The following is a 19,863-nucleotide window of genomic DNA, read 5'->3' on the forward strand; positions in this document are numbered from 1 at the left end:
GCTCCTCGGTCAGCGCTCCAGCCGGTAGTTGAAGCTGGCGCGGCTGAAGTCGGTGGCGTTCTGCGCCTCGAAGTTCCAGCGCTGGCTGAGCCGGTAGCGCAGGGTGATCACCTGGCCCGGTTGGAACAGGCCCACGCCGTAGCTCAGGTACAGCCGCGGCGACAGGTACTTGCCCACGGTGAAGGCCGAGCTGCCGCCCAGTGCCTGGTTGCTGGACACGCCGATGTCGTCCATGCCCAGCTGCGCGCCGATGCGCCTGGCCAGCAGGTCGCCGCCGGCCGAGCCCAGCGCCTGCGCGGCGGAGTTCACCATCGAGCCTTCGCCGCCCCTCACCTCGGACAGCGGCTTGCCGGTGATCAGGTAGGACAGCGCGTCGGACTGCTCCATCGCCGGCTGCGAGAACACCGTGAGCACCGGGCGCTGCGCGGTGCCGGCGATGTACAGGCCGACCTTCTGGCCTTCGTCGACGGTGGCGTTGGGATGGAGCTTGCGCACCGCGCGGAGGTTCAGGCGCGGGTTGTCGATCGGCGTGCTGGCGAACAGCAGCTGGCCTTGCTCGATGGTCAGGTTCTGGCCGTAGGCGCGGTAGGTGCCGGCCACGTCCACCTGGCCCTGGCCGGTGGTGGCCTGGCCGGGACGCTCGCGCACCACCAGCTGGCCGCGCAGCTTGCCGTCCAGGCCCATGCCGACCACGTGGGTGCGCGGCCCCAGCTCGACCGCCACGGTGGCGCTGATCGGCAGCGCCTTGGCCTTTGCCTGCTGCGTCTGTTCGTCCATTACCACGACATCGGGCGATGCCCGGGTGGCGCCGGCGCCGGGCAGCCGGGCCAGGTCGATGTCGGCGCTGTCCAGCGCGACGCGGCCGGTGACGTCCACGCCCTGCGTGCCCTGCCTGACCACCAGCTCGGGCGACACCACCACGCGCGCCGCCGGGATGTCCGCCGCCGTGAAGCGGCTGCCCTTGAGGGTGAGCTCGGCCGTGCCGCCGTCGGCGAGGCCGGCGCTGCCCCGGATCGCCAGCGTGCCTTCGCCGGAGTGCACCTGGCCGTCGATCTGCAGCGTGCGGGCGTCGGCGCTGGTCAGGGTGAGCCGGCCGTCGCCGAGCTTGAGGCCGGCCGAAGGCACTTCCGCGGCGAAGCCGTCGACGCGGGCGTTGCCGCTCACGGCCGGATGCCCGAGCGTGCCGCCGATGACGACATGCCCGGCCAGCGCGCCCTTCACGTTGGCCAGCTCGCTGGTGAGCAGCTCGACCGCGGCCAGCTGGTCGAGGCGCAGGTCCAATGTCCCGTCCAGCGTCTGCGCCGGGCCGTGCATGCGCAGCTGGCCGTCCAGACGGCCATCGTGGTCGAGCTCGGCATGCACGGTGGCGCGCTGGTCGCCGGGCGTCAGCCGCGCCTGCAGGGCGAACTGCCGATAGGCCAGCAGCGGCTGGTCGGCATGGTCGGTGTAGGTGACGGTGCCGGCATCCGAGCGGATCGCGGCGTGGCCGCTGAGCGCGCCGCTTGCGCTGCGGCGCAGCTGGCCGTCGCCATCGAGCGTGCCGTCGGCGCGCAGCGGCAGGTCGGCCATACCGGCGGCGTTGAGGATCAGCGCCAGCGGCAGCGCGCGCAGGCGGTAGCTGGCGTCGAGATTGCCGCCCTTGTCGCGGCGGCCGGAGGCGCACAGCAGCGGATCGCCGGCGCCGAGGCACAGCTCGCCCAGGCTCGCCGCGCCGTCGCGATATCCCAGCGCGGTCGGCTGTTGCAGGCGCCAGCGCGGCAGGCCCTGCGGGGCGAGGTCGAGCCGGCCCAGCGTGCCGCTCCACGCGCCGTTCTTGAGTGAGCCATCCAGGGCCAGGTTGATCGACAGCTGGCGACCGTCGGCCTGCAGCGCGAGGCGATGGGTCGCCTGGCTGCCTTCGGCGAGCAGGTGCAGACGGTCGAAGGCGAGGCCGCCGGCCACCCGCAGGCCGCGACCGTCCACGTCGAGCTTGCCGCTGGGGGCGTGGATGTCGGGCACGCCGACGATCAGCCGCAGCGCGTCCAGATGCTGCTGCTGCCAGCTCAGCCGCTGGCCCTGCAGCGTGCCGTTCACGCTGAGCCGCGGGATCTTGCCGCGGATGGCGAGATGGCCGTCCAGACGGCCACCCGCGTCGGGCAGCCAGTCGGCCAGCGAGGCGATCGCCAGTGTGAGCCTGGCGTCGTTGCTGGCGCCCGGCTTGGCCGCGAGGCGCACGGTGCTGCCGCCGGAGGCGAGTTCGAGCATGCCGTCGAGCACCTGCGCCGGCGACAGGTGCAGCCGGCCGCGGCCGCGTACGGGACGCTGGCGCAGCGTGCCGGCGAGCCGGCGCAGCTCCAGCGTGGCATCCAGCCCCTGCGCCTGCCGCGCGCCGGTGCTGGCCAGGTCGGCGTCGAGCGCGCCGCTCCAGCCGGCGAACAGCTGGCCGGGATCGAAGCGCTCGGCGGTGGCTTCGCCCTGCCAGGCGAGTGCCGGCTGCAGGGTCAGTGTGCCGGAGGCATCGAGCTGGCCCTTGGCCTGCACCAGGCGCAGCGTGTGCAGGGCGATCTGCCGCGGCGTGCCGTCCAGGTCCAGTGCCAGCTGCGCCGTCTGCCCGGGCGGGCCAAGCGCCAGCTCGCCGCCGGCGTGGTAGCGCGCGGCGCTGCCCTTGACGGAAAGATGGCCCTCGCTGGCGAGCGGCTGGCCGACCAGCGCGGCCGGCAGCGTCACGCCCTTCCAGCGCAGAACCAGCGCGGCGCTGACCGGTGCGGCGGAGAGCTGGACGAGGCCGCTGGCATCGAGCTGGCCCGGAATCTGTGGCGAGGACAGCGTCAGCTGCTCCAGTTGCAACGTGCCGAAGTTGTCGCTGAAGCGTGCGCGCAGCGGCTGGAGCCGCACGGTGTAGTCGTCGAGATCGACGCGCCCCTCGACGCTGCCGCCGCGACGGTCGCCGCGGGCCCGCAGCGAGGCGGCCAGCGCGGTGAGCGTCGAGTCGGGGCCGAGCAGCGGCGCGGGGTCGAAGCGCGGCGCGTCGAGCGTGGCCGTCCACGGATAGTCGCCGCTCGGCGCCAGCGACAGCTTCAGCGTGGCTGCGGCCGGGCGGGTCAGCGTCAGCGTGAGTTGTGCCTGCCGGCCGTCGCTGCGGGCCTGGAACGCGCCGGCGTAGTTCACCCTGGCCACGCTCCAGTCGAAGCGCCCATCGCTGCGGCCGCGGTAGTCGCCGCCGATGGCCAGCTCGCCGGTCAATTGCACGCTGCCGTCGGGGCCGCGCAGGTCGAGCTGGCGCAGGCGCAGGCCGTCGCGGGTCCAGGCGCCGGCCAGGTCGAGCCGGTCGGAGGCGAACACCGGCTGCGCCTTCCCGTCGCGATCGGGCCGGGTGATGCGCACGCGGCCCACGTGGGCGCGATCGATCACGATGTCCAGCGGCGGCTGCAGGCTGAAGCGGGATTTGCTGGCCGTCGGCGGCGCCGCGGGCGCCAGCGCCACGGCCATGCCGTCGGCCTGCAGGTCGAGCAGGTGCAACTGACGGCGCAGCAGCGGCCACACGGCCAGGTCGAGCTGCGCCTGCGCCACGCGCACGTCGAGGCCGCTGGCGTCGCGATACCGCAGCTCGCGCAGGGTCAGCGGGCCGATCAGCCGTCCCGCTGCCTGGTCCACCTGCAGCGCACCGCCGCTGGCGCTCGCCGCGCGCGCCAGCGCAAAGCGCAGACCCGCGCCGGTGCCGAGCAGCCAGAAGCCGGCGGCGCCGAGCAGTGCGATCACGGCGAGCAGGCCCAGCGCCAGCCGCCGCGGCCAGCGGCGGCGGCCGACTGTGGACGGGGTGGCGGCGTCGGTCATGCGCGCGTCCTCACAGGTCCGGTCCGATCACGATGTGCAGCTCGATGCCGTGCTTCTCGGCGTTGTGCACCGGGGTGCCCAGGTCGACGCGGATCATGCCTACCGGCGACAGCCAGCGCACGCCCAGGCCCGCGCCGATCTTCGGCTGGTAGTCGGTGCCGCTGAACGCGTTGCCGGCGTCGACGAACGCGGCCATGCCCCAGTGCTTCGTGAAGTAGTGCTCCACCTCGGTGCTGGCCACCAGCAGGTTGCGCCCGCCGATCACGCGGCCGTAGCTGTTCTTCGGGCCGATCGACTGGAAGCCGTAGCCGCGCACCGAGCGGTCGCCGCCGGCGAAGAAGCGCAGCTGCGGCGGCAGCGCGTCGAAGTTGCCGGTGGAGGTGATGCCGGCGCTGCCGCGCAGGATCAGCCGGTTGCGACCCTTGAAGGCGCGGATCCACTTGGCGTCGGCGGTGAGCTGGGTGAAGCGGGTGTCCGACAGCAGCGTGCCGGCGGTGCTGCGCACGGCCAGGTTCACCGACCAGCCCTTGCGCACGAAGATCGGGTTGTCGCCCTTCTTGCGCGCCAGCGCGGCCTCGGCGAACAGCAGCTGGCTGCGGCCGTGCTCGATGCCGGGCGCGTTGTCCGGCTCGTTGCCGCGCTTGCCCACGGTGAACGTGCCGATCAGCGCGTGCGCGCCCAGCGTGCGTGTCCAGCCGTGCCACAGGCGGGTTTCGTTGCCGACCAGCTCCAGCGTGCGCGACTGCGAGGTGGTGGTGTTGGCATCGCGGAAATTGGCGCCGACGTTGAGACTGCGCTGGTTGCGGCCGGGCAGGGGAATCGAATACAGCGTGGACAGCGTCTTCAGCCGCTGTGCCACCACCAGCTCGTTCTTCCAGGTGTGGCCGCGGTCGTTGACCCAGCGCCGGGTGACGCCACCGCGCAGGCCGACACCGGTGTCGGTGCCGATGAACGGCCCGCCGGTGTAGACGGTGCGCCTGGCCGGCACCAGCTGCACGACGATGGCGACCGTGCCGTCCTTCGCGTCGTCCACCTCGGGCAGCACGTTGACCACCGAGAAATAGTCCGCGCCGTTGAGTGCCTGCTGCAGGTCCAGCAGCCTGTCCTGCGAGAAGTAGTCGCCCGGCTTGAACGGCAGGTAGCGATCGAGGAAGCCTTCGCGGAACGGCGAACCCTCGAACCGCACCGTGCCGAAGCGGTAGCGCGGGCCGGCTTCCCACGCCAGGCGGATCACCGCGCTGTGGCTGGCGCGCGTCACCTCCACCCGATGGGTGACCAGCTTCGCGCCGAGGAAGCCGTGCGCGGTGAGCTGGCCGCTCAGCGCGTCGCGCGCGGCGTCGTAGGCGCCGTCGTTGAGGGTCTGGCCCTTGAGCTTTTCGATCGCGCGCCGGGCGCGGCGGATCGGGCCGATCGCGGCGGCACCGGCGTCCAGCGCCACGTTCACTTCGGTGATCTTCACCGGCGCGCCGGGCTTCACGTGCAGCGTGACGCGCCAGTCCTTGCCGACCCGCTGCAGGTCCGCATCGACCGAAGCCTCGTAGTAGCCGTAGGGGCGCAGCGCCGCGCGCACCTGGTTCGGCGCGCGCGCGTACAGGCGGCGCACCTGCGCATCGCTGACCTCGCGCGTGGCGTACTGCGACAGCTCCACGCCGGCGGTGACGGCACCCTTGAGGTCATTGCCCACGCCGTCCACCACCAGCGTCACGCCGGCCTGCGCCGCCGCGGGAAGCAGGGCGAGCAGGGCGAGCAGGCTCAGGCGTCGGAGGCGGCGCATGACGTGCGGCTACGTCCTTGTCGGATGACGAATGCGGCGTGGCAGCTTACCGGAGCGCGGGTGCGCATCCGATGAACGCGGCGCCGCAGGCCGCTCCCGGCCGGCATCGACAAGCGCGATGGAGCGGGCCGCTCAGCCGGCCTTGTCGCCCGCCTTGTGCGCGATCCACGCGCCGATCACCGCGGAGAAATACGGGATCGCCTGCGCGCCGAGGATGAACATCCACAGCGTGCCCTCGATGTAGCGTGTGCCGTAGGACAGCGCCATGCCGACGATGCAGCCCACCAGCGCCAGCGCCATCAGCAGCTCCTCGCGCACCGGGGCGAAGGCGGCAAAGCCCGATTCGCCCAGCCGGCGGCTCTTGGCGGTGACCACGAACGAGGTCTTCTGGCGGGTGAGCCCGTGCAGGATGCCGCGGGCGATCGCGTGGGACAGGCTCATGCTGGCCAGCGAGGCCATGAGCGCGTCGTACCAGCTGCACGGCACGCGAGCCCGGTACAGCACGATGCCGAAGATCGCCTTGGCGAAGAAGAAACCGATCACCGGGATCAGGAACAGCTGCATCGGCAGGCTGAAGTACTGCGGGAACGCCACCATGCCGGCGGTCCAGAACAGCGCCATCAGGGTGAAGATCAGATGCAGCGCGTCGGCGAACCAGCTGAACCAGCCGGTGAGGAAGTGGAAGCGCTGGCCCGCCGACAGCGGCCCCTTCTTGACCATCCAGCTCCAGCGACCCTTGAGGATCTGCATCGCGCCGAACGCCCAGCGGTAGCGCTGGCTCTTGTACGCCTTGAAGTCGGCGGGGGTGAGGCCCTTGCCCATCAGCTCGTCGACGTAGACCAGCTCGTAGCCGGCGTGCATCAGGCGCAGGCCCAGCTCGGCGTCCTCGCAGATGGTCCACTCCGACCAGCCGCCGGTGCCTTCCAGCGCCGAGCGCCGCACCATGGTCATGGTGCCGTGCTGGATGATCGCGTTGCGCTCGTTGCGGTGGTGCATGCCGATGCGGAAGAAGCCGTCGAACTCCCACGCGGTCATGCGGCGGAACGCGTTGTGCTCGAAATCGCGATGCGCCTGCGGGCACTGCACCACGGCCACCTTCGGGTCGTGGAAGTAGCCGGTGAGGCTGGCCAGCCAGTCGTGGCGCACCACGTAGTCGGCGTCGATCACCGCCACCACGTCGGCGCGCGGATCGGTTTCCTTCAGGCCGAAGTTCAGCGCGCCGGCCTTGAAGCCCGGCCACGGCTCCAGATGGAAGAATCGGAAGCGCGGTCCGAGCTTTTCACAGTAGGCCTGCACCGGCTTCCACACCGCCGGATCCTTGGTGTTGTTGTCGATCACCAGCACTTCGAAGTTGTCGTAGTCCAGCGCGACGAGCGAGTCCAGCGTGACTTGCACCATCTCCGGCGGCTCGTTGTAGCAGGCCAGGTGGATCGACACGAACGGCTGCTTTTCCGGCGGATCGGGACGCAGCATGCCGGCATGGCGGATCCAGTCCCTCTGCCACAGCACCTCGGTGAACTCGAAACCGTTGATCAGCAGGATCGCCAGGATCGCGATCTGCGCCGGGAACAGCAGCGTGAGCATGGTCCAGTCGACCCAGCTCAGGTAGAAGTTGAACGGCAGCGTGGCCGACCACACGATCAACCCGCAGGCCAGCTGGATCAACGCGGCGTAGAAGAACCGCCCCATCAGCTTGAAGCGGCTGAAGTGCCGGCCGAACCACACCATCGGGATCAGCGCCAGCAGGCTGGCGGCCAGCGCCTTGGCCGGCCAGGAGGTGTCCTCCACCACCGGCCCGGTGAACGGAAACTTCATCTGCCGGTCGGCATTGAACATGCCCCAGTAGGCGCCGGTGCGGCCTTCGCCCAGGTTCTCCTTCCACGGTTGGTCGAATGCTTCCAGCAGGTAGTAGTCGATGTTCCGTGCCTTGGCCGCGTTGAGCCAGTGGCGGATGAAGATTGCCTCGTTGGACACCGACGGGCGCGCGTATTTCTGGCGGTCACCGTTGGACGGCCAGCCGATCTCGCCGACCACGATGTGCTTGGTCGGATACATGCGCTGGATGTTGTCGTAGGCGCCCAGCGCCTGGTCCAGCGCGCCGTCGCGTCGCGCGTCGACGTTGGTGCCGACGCCGTTCCAGAACGGGAACAGGTGGATGGTGACGAAGTCCACGTGCTCGGCCAGCTCCGGATACTTGATCCAGATGTAGTCCGGCTCGGCGATCGACACCGGCTGGCGCACATGGGCGCGCACGCGGTCGAGATAGCGGATCATCTGCTCCAGCGTCTGGTCGCCGCGGAACAGCACCTCGTTGCCCACGATCACCCGCTCGATGGTGTCGGGGTAACGGTTGGCCAGCGCGATCAGCTGGTCGATCTCGCGCTCGTTGTTGCGCTCGCGCGTGTCGATGTTGGCGCCGGCCATCACCTTCAGGCCGTCCTGCCGCGCTAGGCGGTAGATCTGCGGGTTCTCCAGCGTGGAATAGGTACGGATGCGGCCGGTGTACTTGCGCAGCAGCTTCAGGTCGCTGTCGATCTGCGCGTCGCTGGGGAAATCCTGCTTGAGCGGGTTCTGGTAGCGCTGGAACACCGACACCGAGAAGCCGTTGATCGGGCCATGCCAGTCGTCCGGGCCGTGCGGCAGGTTGCCCCACCACCACAGGCCGATGTTCATCGCGGCCACGATCAGGGCAAGCAGGAGGGCAACCAGCAGGGGATGGCGACGGTCGTTCGTTGCTGGTGTGGCGCTCAAAGAAAATCCCCGGGACAGCCTCCACGATGAGGCCGGAAAGCCTGCGGAGCTTACCGAAACCCCGGCGCAGGGCCAATCGATGCCGATGTACCGGAAAGCCCTTCGCAGGAATGACAGCCTCGGGATTCTCGGGATTTGATCGCCATTGCGCATCGACGAGAACATCGAGTGGCGAAGGGGTAGGCGTCACTCCCATGCACCGAGCTCCGGAGTTCGCCACCTTTCGTCATCCCGGCGGCGGTGGAGAGTCGCCGGGATGACGATCCTCAAGTTCGGAGCATGGGGTGCCGCCGTGCTTGGTCTTCCCATGGACTGGCGATGGGTGAAGTGACACGCCGGAGCGCCGAATATTTTTTTTCAAGCGCGGATGGTGCGCGCCTCATGCGGCAGGTTGTCGCACACGCCATGCTGGAAATCGCAAGCCTTTGCGCAGGCTTCCGGACGCGCGCAACGACCCGACCGCGTGTGGCGCGTGCTGGACTTTCACGTCGAGGCGGCGCGGGCGCGCGAGGATTATTCCACGGTGCGCCGTGTCAGCGCCGACGAACGCAGTGCGCGCAAGGGCACCGCTACCTGACGATGTTCTGCGACATGGATGCGCGCCGCCTGTTGTTTGCCACCCAAGGCAAGGATGCGGCGACCTTCGAGGCCTTCGCCGAGGATCTGGCCGCCCACGGCGGCGACGCCGCGGCGATCACGGACGTCAGTCTGGACTTGGGCGCGGCTTACCAGGCCGGAACGCGCAAGCATTGTCCCAACGCCAAGGTCAGCTTCGATCCGTTCCACGTGGTGGCGCTGGCCAACACGGCGCTGGATCAGGTGCGCCGGGCCGAGGTCAAGCACGAGGCCGACCTCAAAGGCATCCGCTGGGGCACGCTCAAGGACGCCACCACGTGGACACGCAAGCAGGTCGAGCAGATGCACTGGCTGCAGCGCTCGAACCTGCAAACGGCGCGCGCGTGGCGGCTCAAGCAGGCGCTGCGCGAGGTGTTTTCCCGCAGCGCCGATGCCACGCAGGCCAAGGCGCTGCTGGACGCCTGGATCCGTTGGGCGCGCCGCTGTCGGCTGGCGCCGTTCAAGCGCCTGGCGGCCACCATGAAGAAACATCGGGACGGCATCAGGGTTGATCGAGGTCAGGCGGTGGGCGATCTGCCCACCGCCTTGCGCATGGGAAGCGAAATGAAGAGGACGGAGCGTTATCCCATCGCCTTTCGCTCGCTGCGCGAGCGCTGGCGGGATGGAGACCGGGGGCTGAGTGCCGGCACTTGGATGCTGCTGATATTCGTGGCGCTGCTGGTCGAGCGGTACGAGCTCATTTGAGCAGCGAGCGCAGCATCCAGGCGGTCTTCTCGTGCTCCTTCAGGCGGCCGGTGACCATGTCGGCGGTGCCTTCGTCGCCGGCGGCCGAGGCCGCCTTGATCGCGCTGCGCGCGGTGTGCGCCACGATCTCGTGACCTTCCACCAGCTGGGCCACCATCTCCTTCCACTCCGGCACGCCGGACTCTTCCTTCACCGAGCTGAGCTTGCCGAACTGGCTGTAGGAGCCCGGCGCGAACACGTCCAGCGTGCGGATGCGCTCGGCCACTTCGTCGGCGGCCAGCCACAGCTCGTTGTACTGGGTCTCGAACATCGCGTGCAGGGAGTTGAACTGCGGGCCGGTGACGTTCCAGTGGAAGCTGTGGGTCTTGAGGTACAGCGAGTAGGTGTCGGCCAGCAGCTTGGACAGCTGCTTGGCGACCGCTTCACGATCCTTCTTGGCAATACCGATGTTCATGGCCATGGGGGGGGGCTCCTTCGGGTGGCTTGTCGTGTCAGGGTTTCCAGCATAGTCGGAGGCACCGTGGTGGTGAAATGAAACCTGCCGATGCCGGCGATAGCCTGCCGCTATCATGTGCGGCCGCATGAACGACTCCGCCGCCCACGCTCCCTCTGCTCCGCCTGATGCCCGCCTGCGCGAGCTGCGTCGCGCGCTCGACGGCGTGTGCAGCCGCGACTTCGGCCGCCTGCTCGGACGCTGGCGGGGACTGTCGCGCCAGCCCGATGGCGCGAAACTCGACGCGCTGGCCGCGGCGATCGAGGCTTCGGTGGCGAAGCGGCGGGCGCGCGTGGCCGCCAAGCCGGCGGTGACGCTCGACGAATCACTGCCGATCACCGCGCGCGCCGACGAGATCGTCGAGCTGATCCGCAAACACCAGGTGGTGGTGATCGCCGGCGAGACCGGCTCGGGCAAGACCACCCAGCTGCCCAAGCTGTGCCTGGCCGCCGGGCGCGGCGAAGCCGGCATGATCGGCTGCACCCAGCCGCGCCGGTTGGCCGCCCGCTCGGTGGCCAACCGCGTGGCGGAAGAACTGGGCACCGCCATCGGCGACCAGGTCGGCTTCCAGGTGCGCTTCACCGACAAGGTCTCCGACCGCACGCTGGTGAAGTTCATGACCGACGGCATCCTGCTGGCCGAGACGCAGGGCGATCCATGGCTGTCGAGCTACGACACGCTGATCATCGACGAGGCGCACGAGCGCAGCCTCAACATCGACTTCCTGCTCGGCTACCTCAAGCGGCTCGCCGCCAAGCGGCCGGAGCTGAAGATCATCGTCACCTCGGCGACGATCGACACGGCGCGTTTCGCCGAGCACTTCGACGGCGCGCCGGTGGTGTCGGTGGAGGGGCGGGCGTATCCGGTGGAGCTGCGCTGGCGTCCGGTGGACACGCCGGTAGGAGCGCACCCTGTGCGCGACGCTTCTCCTGCCGTGCCGAAAGGCGGTCGCGCACAGGGTGCGCTCCTACGGTCGAATTTCCAGCAGGGCAGCGCCGAGCACATCGCCGCCGTGATCGACGAGATCGTCGCCGACCGATCCCTGAGCGGTGGCCCGGGCGACGTGCTGGTGTTCCTCCCCGGCGAGCGCGAGATCCGCGACGCGCACCTGCTGCTGTCGCGCCGGCAGTACCTCGAAACCGAGATCCTGCCGCTGTATGCGCGGCTCTCCGCCGGCGACCAGGACCGCGTGTTCAAGCCCGGCCCGAAGCGCCGCGTGGTGCTGGCCACCAACGTGGCCGAGACCTCGCTCACCGTGCCGCGGATCCGCTACGTGGTCGACACCGGCACCGCGCGGGTCAAGCGCTACAGCCAGCGCAGCCAGCTCGAACGGCTGCACGTGGAGCCGATCTCGCAGGCCGCCGCCGACCAGCGCAAGGGCCGCTGCGGCCGCATCGGCCCGGGCATCTGCTACCGCCTGTACGACGAGGCGGAATTCGCCACGCGCGCGGCCTACACCGATCCGGAACTGCTGCGCTCCTCGCTGGCCAACGTGATCCTGCGCATGCTGGCGCTGAAGCTGGGCGAGGTGGACCAATTCCCGTTCCTGGAAGCGCCAGACTCGCGGGTGATCGCCGACGGCTACCGCCGTCTCGCCGAAATCTCCGCGATCGACGAGCGCCGCGAGCTCACCGCCATCGGCCGCGAGCTGGCGCGCCTGCCGATCGACGTGCAACTGGCGCGCATGCTGGTGGAGGCGCGCCGGCTCGGCTGCCTGCGCGAGCTGCTGACGGTGGTGTCCTTCCTCAGCATCCAGGATCCGCGCGAGCGCCCGGCCGATGCGCGAGCGCAAGCGGACGCGGCGCATGCGGCGTTCACCGATCCGAAGTCCGACTTCCTCGGCGTGCTCAACCTGTGGCGCGCCTATCACGACGCCAGCGAGGAGCTCACGCAGTCCAAACTGCGCGACTGGTGCTCGCGGCATTTCCTGTCGTTCCTGCGCCTGCGCGAATGGCGCGAGCTGCATCGGCAGCTGTTGCTGGTGGTGGGGGAGTTGGGCTGGGTGCTGGATGGTTCGGCCCATTCGGGATCTGCTCCCTCTCCCCGACGGGTAGAGGGGGCGAACGCGAAAAGCCCGCTATTGATCAGGAGGGCGCGGCATCCCGCCTGTTCGAGTCCATCCACCGCAGCCTCCTGGCCGGCCTGCCGACCCAGGTCGGCCGCAAGGACGAGAAGGGCGTGTTCCGCAGCACGCGCGAGCGCAGGTTCCAGATCTTCCCCGGCTCGGCGCTGGCCAGGCTGCCGCCGAACTGGGTGTTCGCCGCGCAGATCCTCGATATCGGCGGCAAGGTGTGGGGCATGATGTGTGCCCGCGTCGAGCCGCAATGGATCGAGGAGCAGGCCGCGCAGCTGGTCAAGTCCAGCTGCCGCGAGCCGCACTGGTCGAAGAAGCGCGGCTGCGTGGTGGCCTACGAGCAGGTGAGCCTGTTCGGGCTGAACCTGGTGGAGCGGCGCGCGGTGACGTTCCAGCCGCAGGATCCCGCGCTGGCGCACCGGATCTTCCTGCGCGAGGCGCTGGTGCGCGGCGACATCGAGGCGAAGGTGGATTTCCTGCGCGCCAACCAGCGCGTGCTGGAAGACGCCCGCGGCATCGAGGCGAAGCAGCGGCGCGAGGGCCTGATCCGCCACGAGGACGAACTGGTCGCCTTCTTCGAGGGCAAGCTGCCCGGGGACATCGCCAGCAGCCGCGCGCTGGAGGCGTGGTACCGCAAGGCGCGTCCGGCCGAGCAGGCGGCGCTGCGCTGGTCGATCGACGACGTGATGGTGGGTGGCGCGGGACTCGATCCCAAGGCGTTCCCGGCCAGCCTGGAGATGGGCACGCAGCGCTACCGGCTGGAATACCGCTTCGTGCCCGGCGACGACGCCGACGGTGTCACCCTGCACCTGCCGCTGGCCATGCTCAACGCGCTGCCCACCGCGCGCTGCGAGTGGCTGGTGCCCGGCCTGCTGGCCGAGAAGGTGGCCGAGCTGATCCGCGGCCTGCCCAGGGCGCTGCGGCGCAACTTCGTGCCCGCGCCGGATTTCGCCCGCGCCTTCGTCGAGGCCGAGGCGCCGCGCGACGAGCCGCTGGCGAAGGCGTTGGCCGCCTTTCTCAAGCGCACGACGGGCGTCGAGGTCAGCGCCGCGGAATTTGCCGCGGTGGAACTGCCGCCGCATTTCTCCATGCGCTACCGCCTGCACGACGACAGCGGCCGCACGCTGGCCGCCTCGCGCGATCTGGCCGCGCTGCGCGCGCAGTGGGAAGGCCCGGCGCGCGAGGCGTTCTCGCGCAAGACCGACGTGGAGCTCACCCGCGAAGACGTGGCCAGTTGGGATTTCGAGGAGATTCCCGCGCAGCTGCGCTCGGCTGGCGGGCTGCTGGCGTTTCCCGCGCTGGTCGATCTGGGCGAGACGGTGGCGCTGCGCGTGTTCGAGCGTCGCGACGAGGCGGCGCAGGCGCATCGCGCCGGCGTGATCCGGCTGCTGCGCAACGCGCTGGCCGCCGACATGAAGCAGGCGCGCCGTCGCCTGCCGATCGCCCACGCGCTGTCGCTCAAGTACGCGCCGCTGGGCAGCATCGACAGCCTGCGCGAGGATCTGGTCGAGGGCGGCTTCGCCGACCTGCTCGATCGGCACGAACTGGACGTGCGCACCGCTGGCGCCTTCGAAGCGCTGCGCACGCAGGCGTCGCGCGAGCTGTTCGCCTGCGCAGTGGAGCGGCTGCAGCTGGCCGAGCCGATCATCGAGGCGCAGGCGGAGCTGAAGCCGTGGCTGCAGCCGCCGCTGATGGGCTTCGCCCGCGCCAGCTACGACGACCTGCACGAGCAGCTCGACGCCCTGCTCAGCGCCGGCTTCGCGCGCGAGCTGTCGACCGCGCGACTGGCGCATCTGCCGCGCTATCTCAAGGCCATGCGCCTGCGCGCCGAGCGGCTGCGGCAGGATCCGTCCAAAGACCAGCAGCGCATGCTGCAGGTGCTGCCGTACTGGCGCGCCTACCTCAACCATCGCGCGGAAGGCCGCGACGATCTGGACGAGCTGCGCTGGCTGATCGAGGAGTGGCGCGTGTCGCTGTTCGCGCAGGAGCTCAAGACCGCCGAGCCGGTGTCGGCGAAGCGGCTGGCGCGGGCGCTGGAGGCGCTGGAAAGCGGCTGAGCGGCGGTGGCCGACTCAGTTGGCCGGACGCACGCGGGCACGGGTGTTGTAGCCATCCACCCGCAGCCACCAGCCGCCGAACAGCGCCCGCGTCACCTGCACGCCGGGGCGCTCGATCGCATGCCCGGTGGTCAGCGTGCTGTCGTCGCTGACCTGCCAGCGCTGGCCGTTCTCCAGGGTCAGTACCGTGCCCTTGTGCCAGCCGACGAAGGAACCAGCGATGCGGCTGTCGACGGCGGCCTTGGGGTTGCTGCTGTGGCTGACCGCACTGGCGATGGGCATGGTCGAGGCGGGCACCGCGTCGACCATCGCGTCGGGATGGGTCGTCAGCCATCGCTCCAGCACGGCGAGCTGTGCCGCGCTGAGGTGGTCCAGGCCGGCATCGCGGAAGGTGGCCTCACCCATGCGCTGCCGCAGCGGGTCGACGTCGGCGTGTTGCGCCCCCGCAGGCACCGGCGCGATCAGCAGCAGGACACAGAACAGTGGCAGCGTGGGCAGCGGGAGCGGGCGCATGGCGTTCTACCGTGGTGATGTGGGGCCGGCGCACAGCGTACCGGAGCTGCACGGTGGACGGACAGGGTGGCCGCGGCATTGGCCGGGCTCGCATAGAATGACCGCTCGCTCCCACGGCACCGCGATGATCCCCATCACCCACGGCAACACGCCCACGCTCGCGCCCTGGCTGGCGCGCCGCGCCGAGCTGCCCGCCGAGCTGGTCGCCGCGCTCGATGCCTGCGCCGAGGCACCGGTGCTGCAGGGCGAATGCGCCGACGTGCTGGACTTGCTGGTGATGCTCGGCTGCGATGCGCAGACCCAGGCCGCCGCGCTGTGGTTTGCACTGGCGCAGGCGGCGCCGGCGGCCTACGAGGCGCAGGCGGGCGCGCTGGCGCCGGAGCTGCGCCGGCTGGTGGACGGCCAGCAGGCCGCCGAAAAGGTGTGGGCGCTGCACGCGCAGCGCGGCGGCGCGGCCAGTTCCGAAGGCTTGCGCCGGCTGCTGCTGGCGATCATCCGCGATCTGCGCGTGGTGTTCGTGCTGCTGGCGCGGCAGCTGGCGCGCATGCGCACGGCGCTGGCGCTGCCGGAACCGGCGCGCGCCGAGCTGGCGCGGCTGACCCGCGACATCCACGCCCCGCTGGCCAACCGGCTCGGCATTTGGCAGCTGAAGTGGGAGCTGGAGGATCTGGCATTCCGCTGCCTGGAACCGGACACCTACCGCCGCATCGCCAAGCTGCTCGACGAACGCCGCGAAGACCGCGAGCAGTTCATCCGCGAGTCGCTGGCCGAACTGGGCAGGGCGCTGACCGCCGTCGGCATCCGTGCCGAACTGGCCGGGCGGCCCAAGCACATCTATTCGATCTGGAAAAAGATGCAGCGCAAGGCGCTGGATTTTTCCGACCTGTACGACATCCGCGCCGTGCGCATCCTGGTCGACAGCGTGGCCGACTGCTACGCCGCGCTCGGCGTGGTGCACACGCTGTGGCCTTACCTGCCGGGCGAGTTCGACGACTACGTGGCGCGGCCCAAGACCAACGGCTACCGCTCGCTGCACACCGCGGTGATCGGCCCGCGCGGCAAGACGCTGGAAGTGCAGATCCGCACCCACGAGATGCATCGGGCCAACGAGCTGGGCGTGGCCGCGCACTGGCGCTACAAGGAGGGCGGCAGCGCCGACGCGGAGTTCGAGTCGAAGATCGCCTGGATGCGCAAGCTGCTCGAACCGCGCGCCGACGGCGACGGCGAACTGGCCGCCGAGCTGCAGACCGAACTGGTCGAGGACCGCGTCTACCTGCTGACGCCCAAGGGCGAGGTGTTCGACCTGCCACACGGCGCCACCGTGCTGGATTTCGCCTACCACGTGCACACCGAGGTCGGGCATCGCTGCCGCGGGGCCAAGGTCAACGGCCGCATCGTGCCGCTGACGTACCAGCCGCGCAGCGGCGACCGGGTGGAGATCCTCACCACCCGGGTCGGCGAGCCCAGCCGCGACTGGCTCTCCGCCCATCACGGCTACCTCAACACGGCGCGGGCGCGGGAGAAGGTGCGCGCGTGGTTCCGCCGCATCGCGCACGACGCCAACCTCGCCGCCGGCCGCGCCATGCTGGAGCGCGAACTCAAGCGCCTGGCGATGCCCAACGCCGATCTCGCCGGCCTGCCCGCGCAGTTCCACCTGAAGACGCACGACGAGCTGCTGATCGCGCTGGCGCTGGGCGAGGTGAACCCGGGACAGATTTCGCGCCTGCTGCAGGAGGCCGCGCAGCCCCCGACGCCGCCCGAGGCGACGCCCGCACTGCCGGCATCGCGCGCGCCGGCGATCGACCAGAGCGCGCTGCGCATCGAGGGCGTGGGCAACCTGCTCACCGTGCTGGCGCGCTGCTGCCAGCCGCTGCCGGGCGATCCGGTGCGCGGCTTCGTCACCCGCGGGCGCGGCGTGTCGGTGCATCGCGCCGACTGCGCCGCGCTGGCGCGACTGGCGCGGCGCGATCCCGAGCGGGTGATCGACGTCAGCTGGGGGCGCGCGGCGGCGCAGGCCTACCAGGTCGACATCGAGCTGCACGGCTACGACCGCAAGGGCCTGCAGAAGGACGTCACCGCGGCGATCAGCAACGCGAACATCCCGATCATCGCCTCCTCCAGCCGCATGTTCGTGCGCACCGGCGAGGTGGAGATGCGCTTCACCCTGCGCGTGCGCGACTACGAGCAGCTCTCGCACCTGCTGGCCAGGCTGGGGGCGCTGCCCAACGTGGTCGATGCACGGCGCGTCGGTGGCCGCTGAGCCGGCTGGCAGTTGAACGGCGCGGCGAACCGGGGCGGTGCGGCCGGGGTCCGATGCTAAGCTTCGGCGGTTTCATCCACAGCGGCAGATCATGAGCGGACGCAACGACCCGCGCGGCCGGCAAGGGCGCACCGAGCCCACCCTGGGCAACCTCGACGATCTCGATCGCCCGGCCGCCCCGGTGCCGGCGCCCGCGGACGACCTGCCGCGCATCGCCATCGATCCGTCGCCACGGCGCGTGCCGCCGCCGTCCCGACCATCGTCGCCCGAACCATCGCCGCGGCGCGGCTGGCTGATTCCGCTGGCGCTGCTGCTGCTGGTCGGCCTGATCACGGTGCTCTGGCTCAACCAGGATTCGCTGCGCGGACTGGTGCCGCGCACCAGCTTCAACGACGTGCTCGCGCGCGCCACCGCCGCGCTCGACGCCGGCCGTCTCGACGGCAGCGACGGCACCAGCGCGCGCGAATTGTTCCAGGCCGCGCGCGCGCTGGAGCCGGACAACGACCGCGCGCTGGCCGGCCTGCGCAGCGTGGGGCAGGCCGAACTCGCCCAGGCGCAGAAGCAGCTGGCCGCCGGCCAGCTCGACGCGGCCACGCGCTCGGCGGCGGCGGCGCGCGAACTGCTCGGCGGCGGCGACGAGGTCGACCGGCTCGATCGCCGCATCGCGCAGGCCCGTACCAACGGCGTGCACGCCGACGACCTGGTCGACCGCGCGCGCGCGGCGCTGGCCGCCGGCCGCCTCGATGGCAACGATGGCGCCGCCGCGCTGTTCGCCCGGGTGCTTGCCGTCGATCCCGGCAACGCGGTGGCCGCGCACGGGCTGGACCAGGTCGGCGGCGCGTATGCCGACCAGGCACGCAAGGCGCTCGATGCCGGCGACGCGGCCAACGCCGCCAGCGCGATCGACAAGCTCGCCTCGCTGCTGCCGCGCTACGGCGACCTGCCGTCGCTGCGCGCACAGCAGGCGCAGGTGCAGCGCGCGCACGACGACGCGGTGAACCAGGCGGTGAGCCAGGGCATGGACGCGCTGCGCGCCGGCCACATCACCGGCAGCGGCGACGACACCGCGCTGGCGCTGTTCCAGAAGGCGCTCGCGCTCGATCCGCAGAACCCCGACGCGCGCGCCGGCCTGGGCAAGGTGGTGCAGGCGCTCACCGTGCAGGCCAACGCGCTGATCGACAGCGGCGACACGGACCAGGCCAGGGCGCTGCTGGACCAGGCCGACGCGCTGGCGCCCAAGTCGGCCGATCTCGCCGCCGCGCGCGCGCGCCTGCGCCAGGACGACCGGCCGGCCGCTTCGGCTTCGGCGAGCACGGCCGGCACCGCGGCCGGCGCGCCGGATGCCGCGACGCCGAAGCAGGACGCCAGCCTGCTGCCGGCGATGCTTTCGCCCGAGCAGCGTGCCAGGGTGGACGCGCTGGTGAGCCGGGCCAGGGATGCGGCGCAGCGCGGCGACATCATGCTGCCGCCCGGCGACAGCGCGTACGACCTGTACCGCAGCGCGCTGGCCATCGACGGCAACAACACCGCGGCGCGCGCCGGCCTGCAGAACCTGCCGACCGTGGTGGTGCGGCTGTTCAACCAGGCGCTGGACGACGGCCGCCTCGCCAGCGCCGGCGACATGCTCGACAACCTGGGCGATCTGGCACCCGGCGATCCCAGCCAGGACCAGCTGCGCAATCGCCTCGCCACCGCGTGGCTCGATCGCGCCGAGCAGCAGCTCGATACCGGCGATCGCCCTGGCGCGGCGCAGTCGCTCGATCGCGTGCGCAAGCTGGCGCCGCAGCATCCGCGCCTGCCGGAGCTGACGGCACGGCTGAATGCGGAGCCGTGAACGCATGACGATCCTGACATGACGGTCCTGACATGACGATCCTGGTGCTGGGCGCCAGCAGCCAGATCGGCCGCTGCCTGCTTCCGCGCCTGCATGCGGCCGGCCACGACGTGCTCGCCGTCAGCCGGCAGGCGCACGAGGTGGGCGAGGCGGGCGAGCGCATGCGCTGGATCGTGGGCCGGCTGCCCGACGCGATGCCGGCGGAACTGCCCGCGCTTACCGGCATCGTGAGCTATGGCCCGCTGCTGCCGTTCGCGCAGTGGCTCGACCGGGCGAGCTTTGCCGGCACGCCGCGCATCGTGGCGACCAGCTCGATGAGCGCGCAGACCAAGCGCGATTCCGAGGTGCCGGCCGAGCGCGCGATCGCGCAGACGCTGCGCGACGGCGAGGCGGCGCTGGCCGAGGCCTGCCACCGGCGCGGCCTGCGCTGGAACGTGCTGCGGCCCACCCTCGTCTACGGCGCCGGGCTCGATCGCAGCCTGACGCCGATCGCGCGGCGCGCGGCGCGCCTGCGCGTGTTCCCGCTGCCGGCCGGACGCGGCCTGCGCCAGCCGGTGCATGCGGACGACGTCGCGCAGGCCAGCGTGGCCGCGTTGCGCCACGACGCACCGAGCGGCCACGTGTTGGCTATCGGCGGCGGCGAACGGCTGAGCGCCGCGGCGATGTTCGCCCGCGTGCGCGCCAGCCTGCCGGTGGCCACGCTGCCGTTGCCGATCCCGCGCGTGCTGCTGCCCCTGGGGCAACGGCTCGCGCCATCGTTGCGCGGTCCGCTGGCCCGGCTGGAGCAGGATCTGGTGGCCGACAACGCCGAGCTGATCGGACTGCTCGGCGTCGAGCCGCGGCCGTTCCATCCCGACGCGCGCTGCTGGGGCATGGCGGCGCGCTGATTGTCATCGCACGCGCCCGTCATCGCACGCGCCCGATGCTGCCCGCGTGGCGCCCCACAAACCCGGTGCGCATTCATATTCGCGCCG

The 19,863-nt window shown here is 71.1% G+C and carries 9 protein-coding genes and 1 pseudogene; 5 read left to right on the plus strand and 5 right to left on the minus strand.

All coding sequences use genetic code 11. From position 1 onward, the window contains the following. Positions 1–9 precede the first annotated feature (9 nt). The 3 genes from ACO2Q2_RS01665 to ACO2Q2_RS01675 all read right to left on the minus strand — a co-directional run bounded on the left by ACO2Q2_RS01665 (position 10) and on the right by ACO2Q2_RS01675 (position 8,260). Positions 10–3,813: a translocation/assembly module TamB domain-containing protein gene (locus tag ACO2Q2_RS01665; RefSeq protein ID WP_423254034.1), complete on the minus strand. Its 3,804-nt coding sequence runs from the start codon at positions 3,811–3,813 to the stop codon at positions 10–12. Between the two features lie 10 nt (positions 3,814–3,823). After that, complete coding sequence (locus tag ACO2Q2_RS01670) at positions 3,824–5,587, minus strand: autotransporter assembly complex protein TamA (protein ID WP_423254035.1); 1,764 nt, start codon at positions 5,585–5,587, stop codon at positions 3,824–3,826. 132 nt (positions 5,588–5,719) lie between these two features. Further along, a complete protein-coding gene (locus ACO2Q2_RS01675) occupies positions 5,720–8,260 on the minus strand; it encodes a glycosyltransferase family 2 protein (RefSeq protein WP_423254237.1) in 2,541 nt (846 codons plus the stop codon). 669 nt (positions 8,261–8,929) lie between these two features. On the opposite strand from ACO2Q2_RS01675, the gene ACO2Q2_RS01680 reads away from it, so the two are divergent. Beyond that, entirely contained in the window at positions 8,930–9,658 is a 729-nt protein-coding gene (locus ACO2Q2_RS01680; protein WP_423254036.1) for a transposase, read from the plus strand. Here the strand turns inward: ACO2Q2_RS01680 and ACO2Q2_RS01685 are convergent. After that, a complete protein-coding gene (locus ACO2Q2_RS01685; protein ID WP_423254037.1) occupies positions 9,651–10,118 on the minus strand; it encodes a Dps family protein in 468 nt (155 codons plus the stop codon). The two genes, ACO2Q2_RS01680 and ACO2Q2_RS01685, sit on opposite strands and share 8 nt — an antisense overlap. Positions 10,119–10,239: 121 nt before the next feature. On the opposite strand from ACO2Q2_RS01685, the pseudogene hrpA reads away from it, so the two are divergent. Next, positions 10,240–14,282: pseudogene (hrpA, locus tag ACO2Q2_RS01690) on the plus strand (ATP-dependent RNA helicase HrpA). A 15-nt stretch (positions 14,283–14,297) separates the two neighbouring features. Here the strand turns inward: hrpA and ACO2Q2_RS01695 are convergent. Then, the gene (locus ACO2Q2_RS01695) at positions 14,298–14,795 is read right to left on the minus strand and encodes a hypothetical protein (protein ID WP_423254039.1); all 498 of its coding nucleotides are present in this window, start codon (positions 14,793–14,795) and stop codon (positions 14,298–14,300) included. Positions 14,796–14,919: 124 nt separating this feature from the next. Here ACO2Q2_RS01695 and ACO2Q2_RS01700 point away from each other — a divergent pair, with 124 nt between their 5' ends. The 3 genes from ACO2Q2_RS01700 to ACO2Q2_RS01710 all read left to right on the plus strand — a co-directional run bounded on the left by ACO2Q2_RS01700 (position 14,920) and on the right by ACO2Q2_RS01710 (position 19,776). After that, positions 14,920–17,055 (plus strand): RelA/SpoT family protein, encoded by a 2,136-nt coding sequence (locus tag ACO2Q2_RS01700; protein ID WP_423254238.1) that lies wholly within the window; start codon positions 14,920–14,922, stop codon positions 17,053–17,055. 91 nt (positions 17,056–17,146) lie between these two features. Beyond that, a complete protein-coding gene (locus tag ACO2Q2_RS01705) occupies positions 17,147–18,889 on the plus strand; it encodes a tetratricopeptide repeat protein (RefSeq protein WP_423254040.1) in 1,743 nt (580 codons plus the stop codon). A 32-nt stretch (positions 18,890–18,921) separates the two neighbouring features. Then, positions 18,922–19,776 (plus strand): NAD-dependent epimerase/dehydratase family protein, encoded by an 855-nt coding sequence (locus ACO2Q2_RS01710; protein ID WP_423254042.1) that lies wholly within the window; start codon positions 18,922–18,924, stop codon positions 19,774–19,776. Positions 19,777–19,863 lie beyond the last annotated feature (87 nt).

It is taken from the genome of Dyella sp. KRB-257 (genome assembly GCF_049445995.1).
Taxonomy (GTDB): Bacteria; Pseudomonadota; Gammaproteobacteria; order Xanthomonadales; family Rhodanobacteraceae; genus Dyella_A.

What these genes read in the sequence shown, in the direction of transcription:
- ACO2Q2_RS01665 (WP_423254034.1), bottom strand. Translation starts at nt 3,813, where the DNA reads ATGACCGACGCCGCCACCCCGTCCACAGTCGGCCGCCGCCGCTGGCCG.
- ACO2Q2_RS01670 (WP_423254035.1), bottom strand. Translation starts at nt 5,587, where the DNA reads ATGCGCCGCCTCCGACGCCTGAGCCTGCTCGCCCTGCTCGCCCTGCTT.
- ACO2Q2_RS01675 (WP_423254237.1), bottom strand. Translation starts at nt 8,260, where the DNA reads ATGAACATCGGCCTGTGGTGGTGGGGCAACCTGCCGCACGGCCCGGAC.
- ACO2Q2_RS01680 (WP_423254036.1), top strand. Translation starts at nt 8,930, where the DNA reads ATGGATGCGCGCCGCCTGTTGTTTGCCACCCAAGGCAAGGATGCGGCG.
- ACO2Q2_RS01685 (WP_423254037.1), bottom strand. Translation starts at nt 10,118, where the DNA reads ATGGCCATGAACATCGGTATTGCCAAGAAGGATCGTGAAGCGGTCGCC.
- ACO2Q2_RS01695 (WP_423254039.1), bottom strand. Translation starts at nt 14,795, where the DNA reads ATGCGCCCGCTCCCGCTGCCCACGCTGCCACTGTTCTGTGTCCTGCTG.
- ACO2Q2_RS01700 (WP_423254238.1), top strand. Translation starts at nt 14,920, where the DNA reads ATGATCCCCATCACCCACGGCAACACGCCCACGCTCGCGCCCTGGCTG.
- ACO2Q2_RS01705 (WP_423254040.1), top strand. Translation starts at nt 17,147, where the DNA reads ATGAGCGGACGCAACGACCCGCGCGGCCGGCAAGGGCGCACCGAGCCC.
- ACO2Q2_RS01710 (WP_423254042.1), top strand. Translation starts at nt 18,922, where the DNA reads ATGACGATCCTGGTGCTGGGCGCCAGCAGCCAGATCGGCCGCTGCCTG.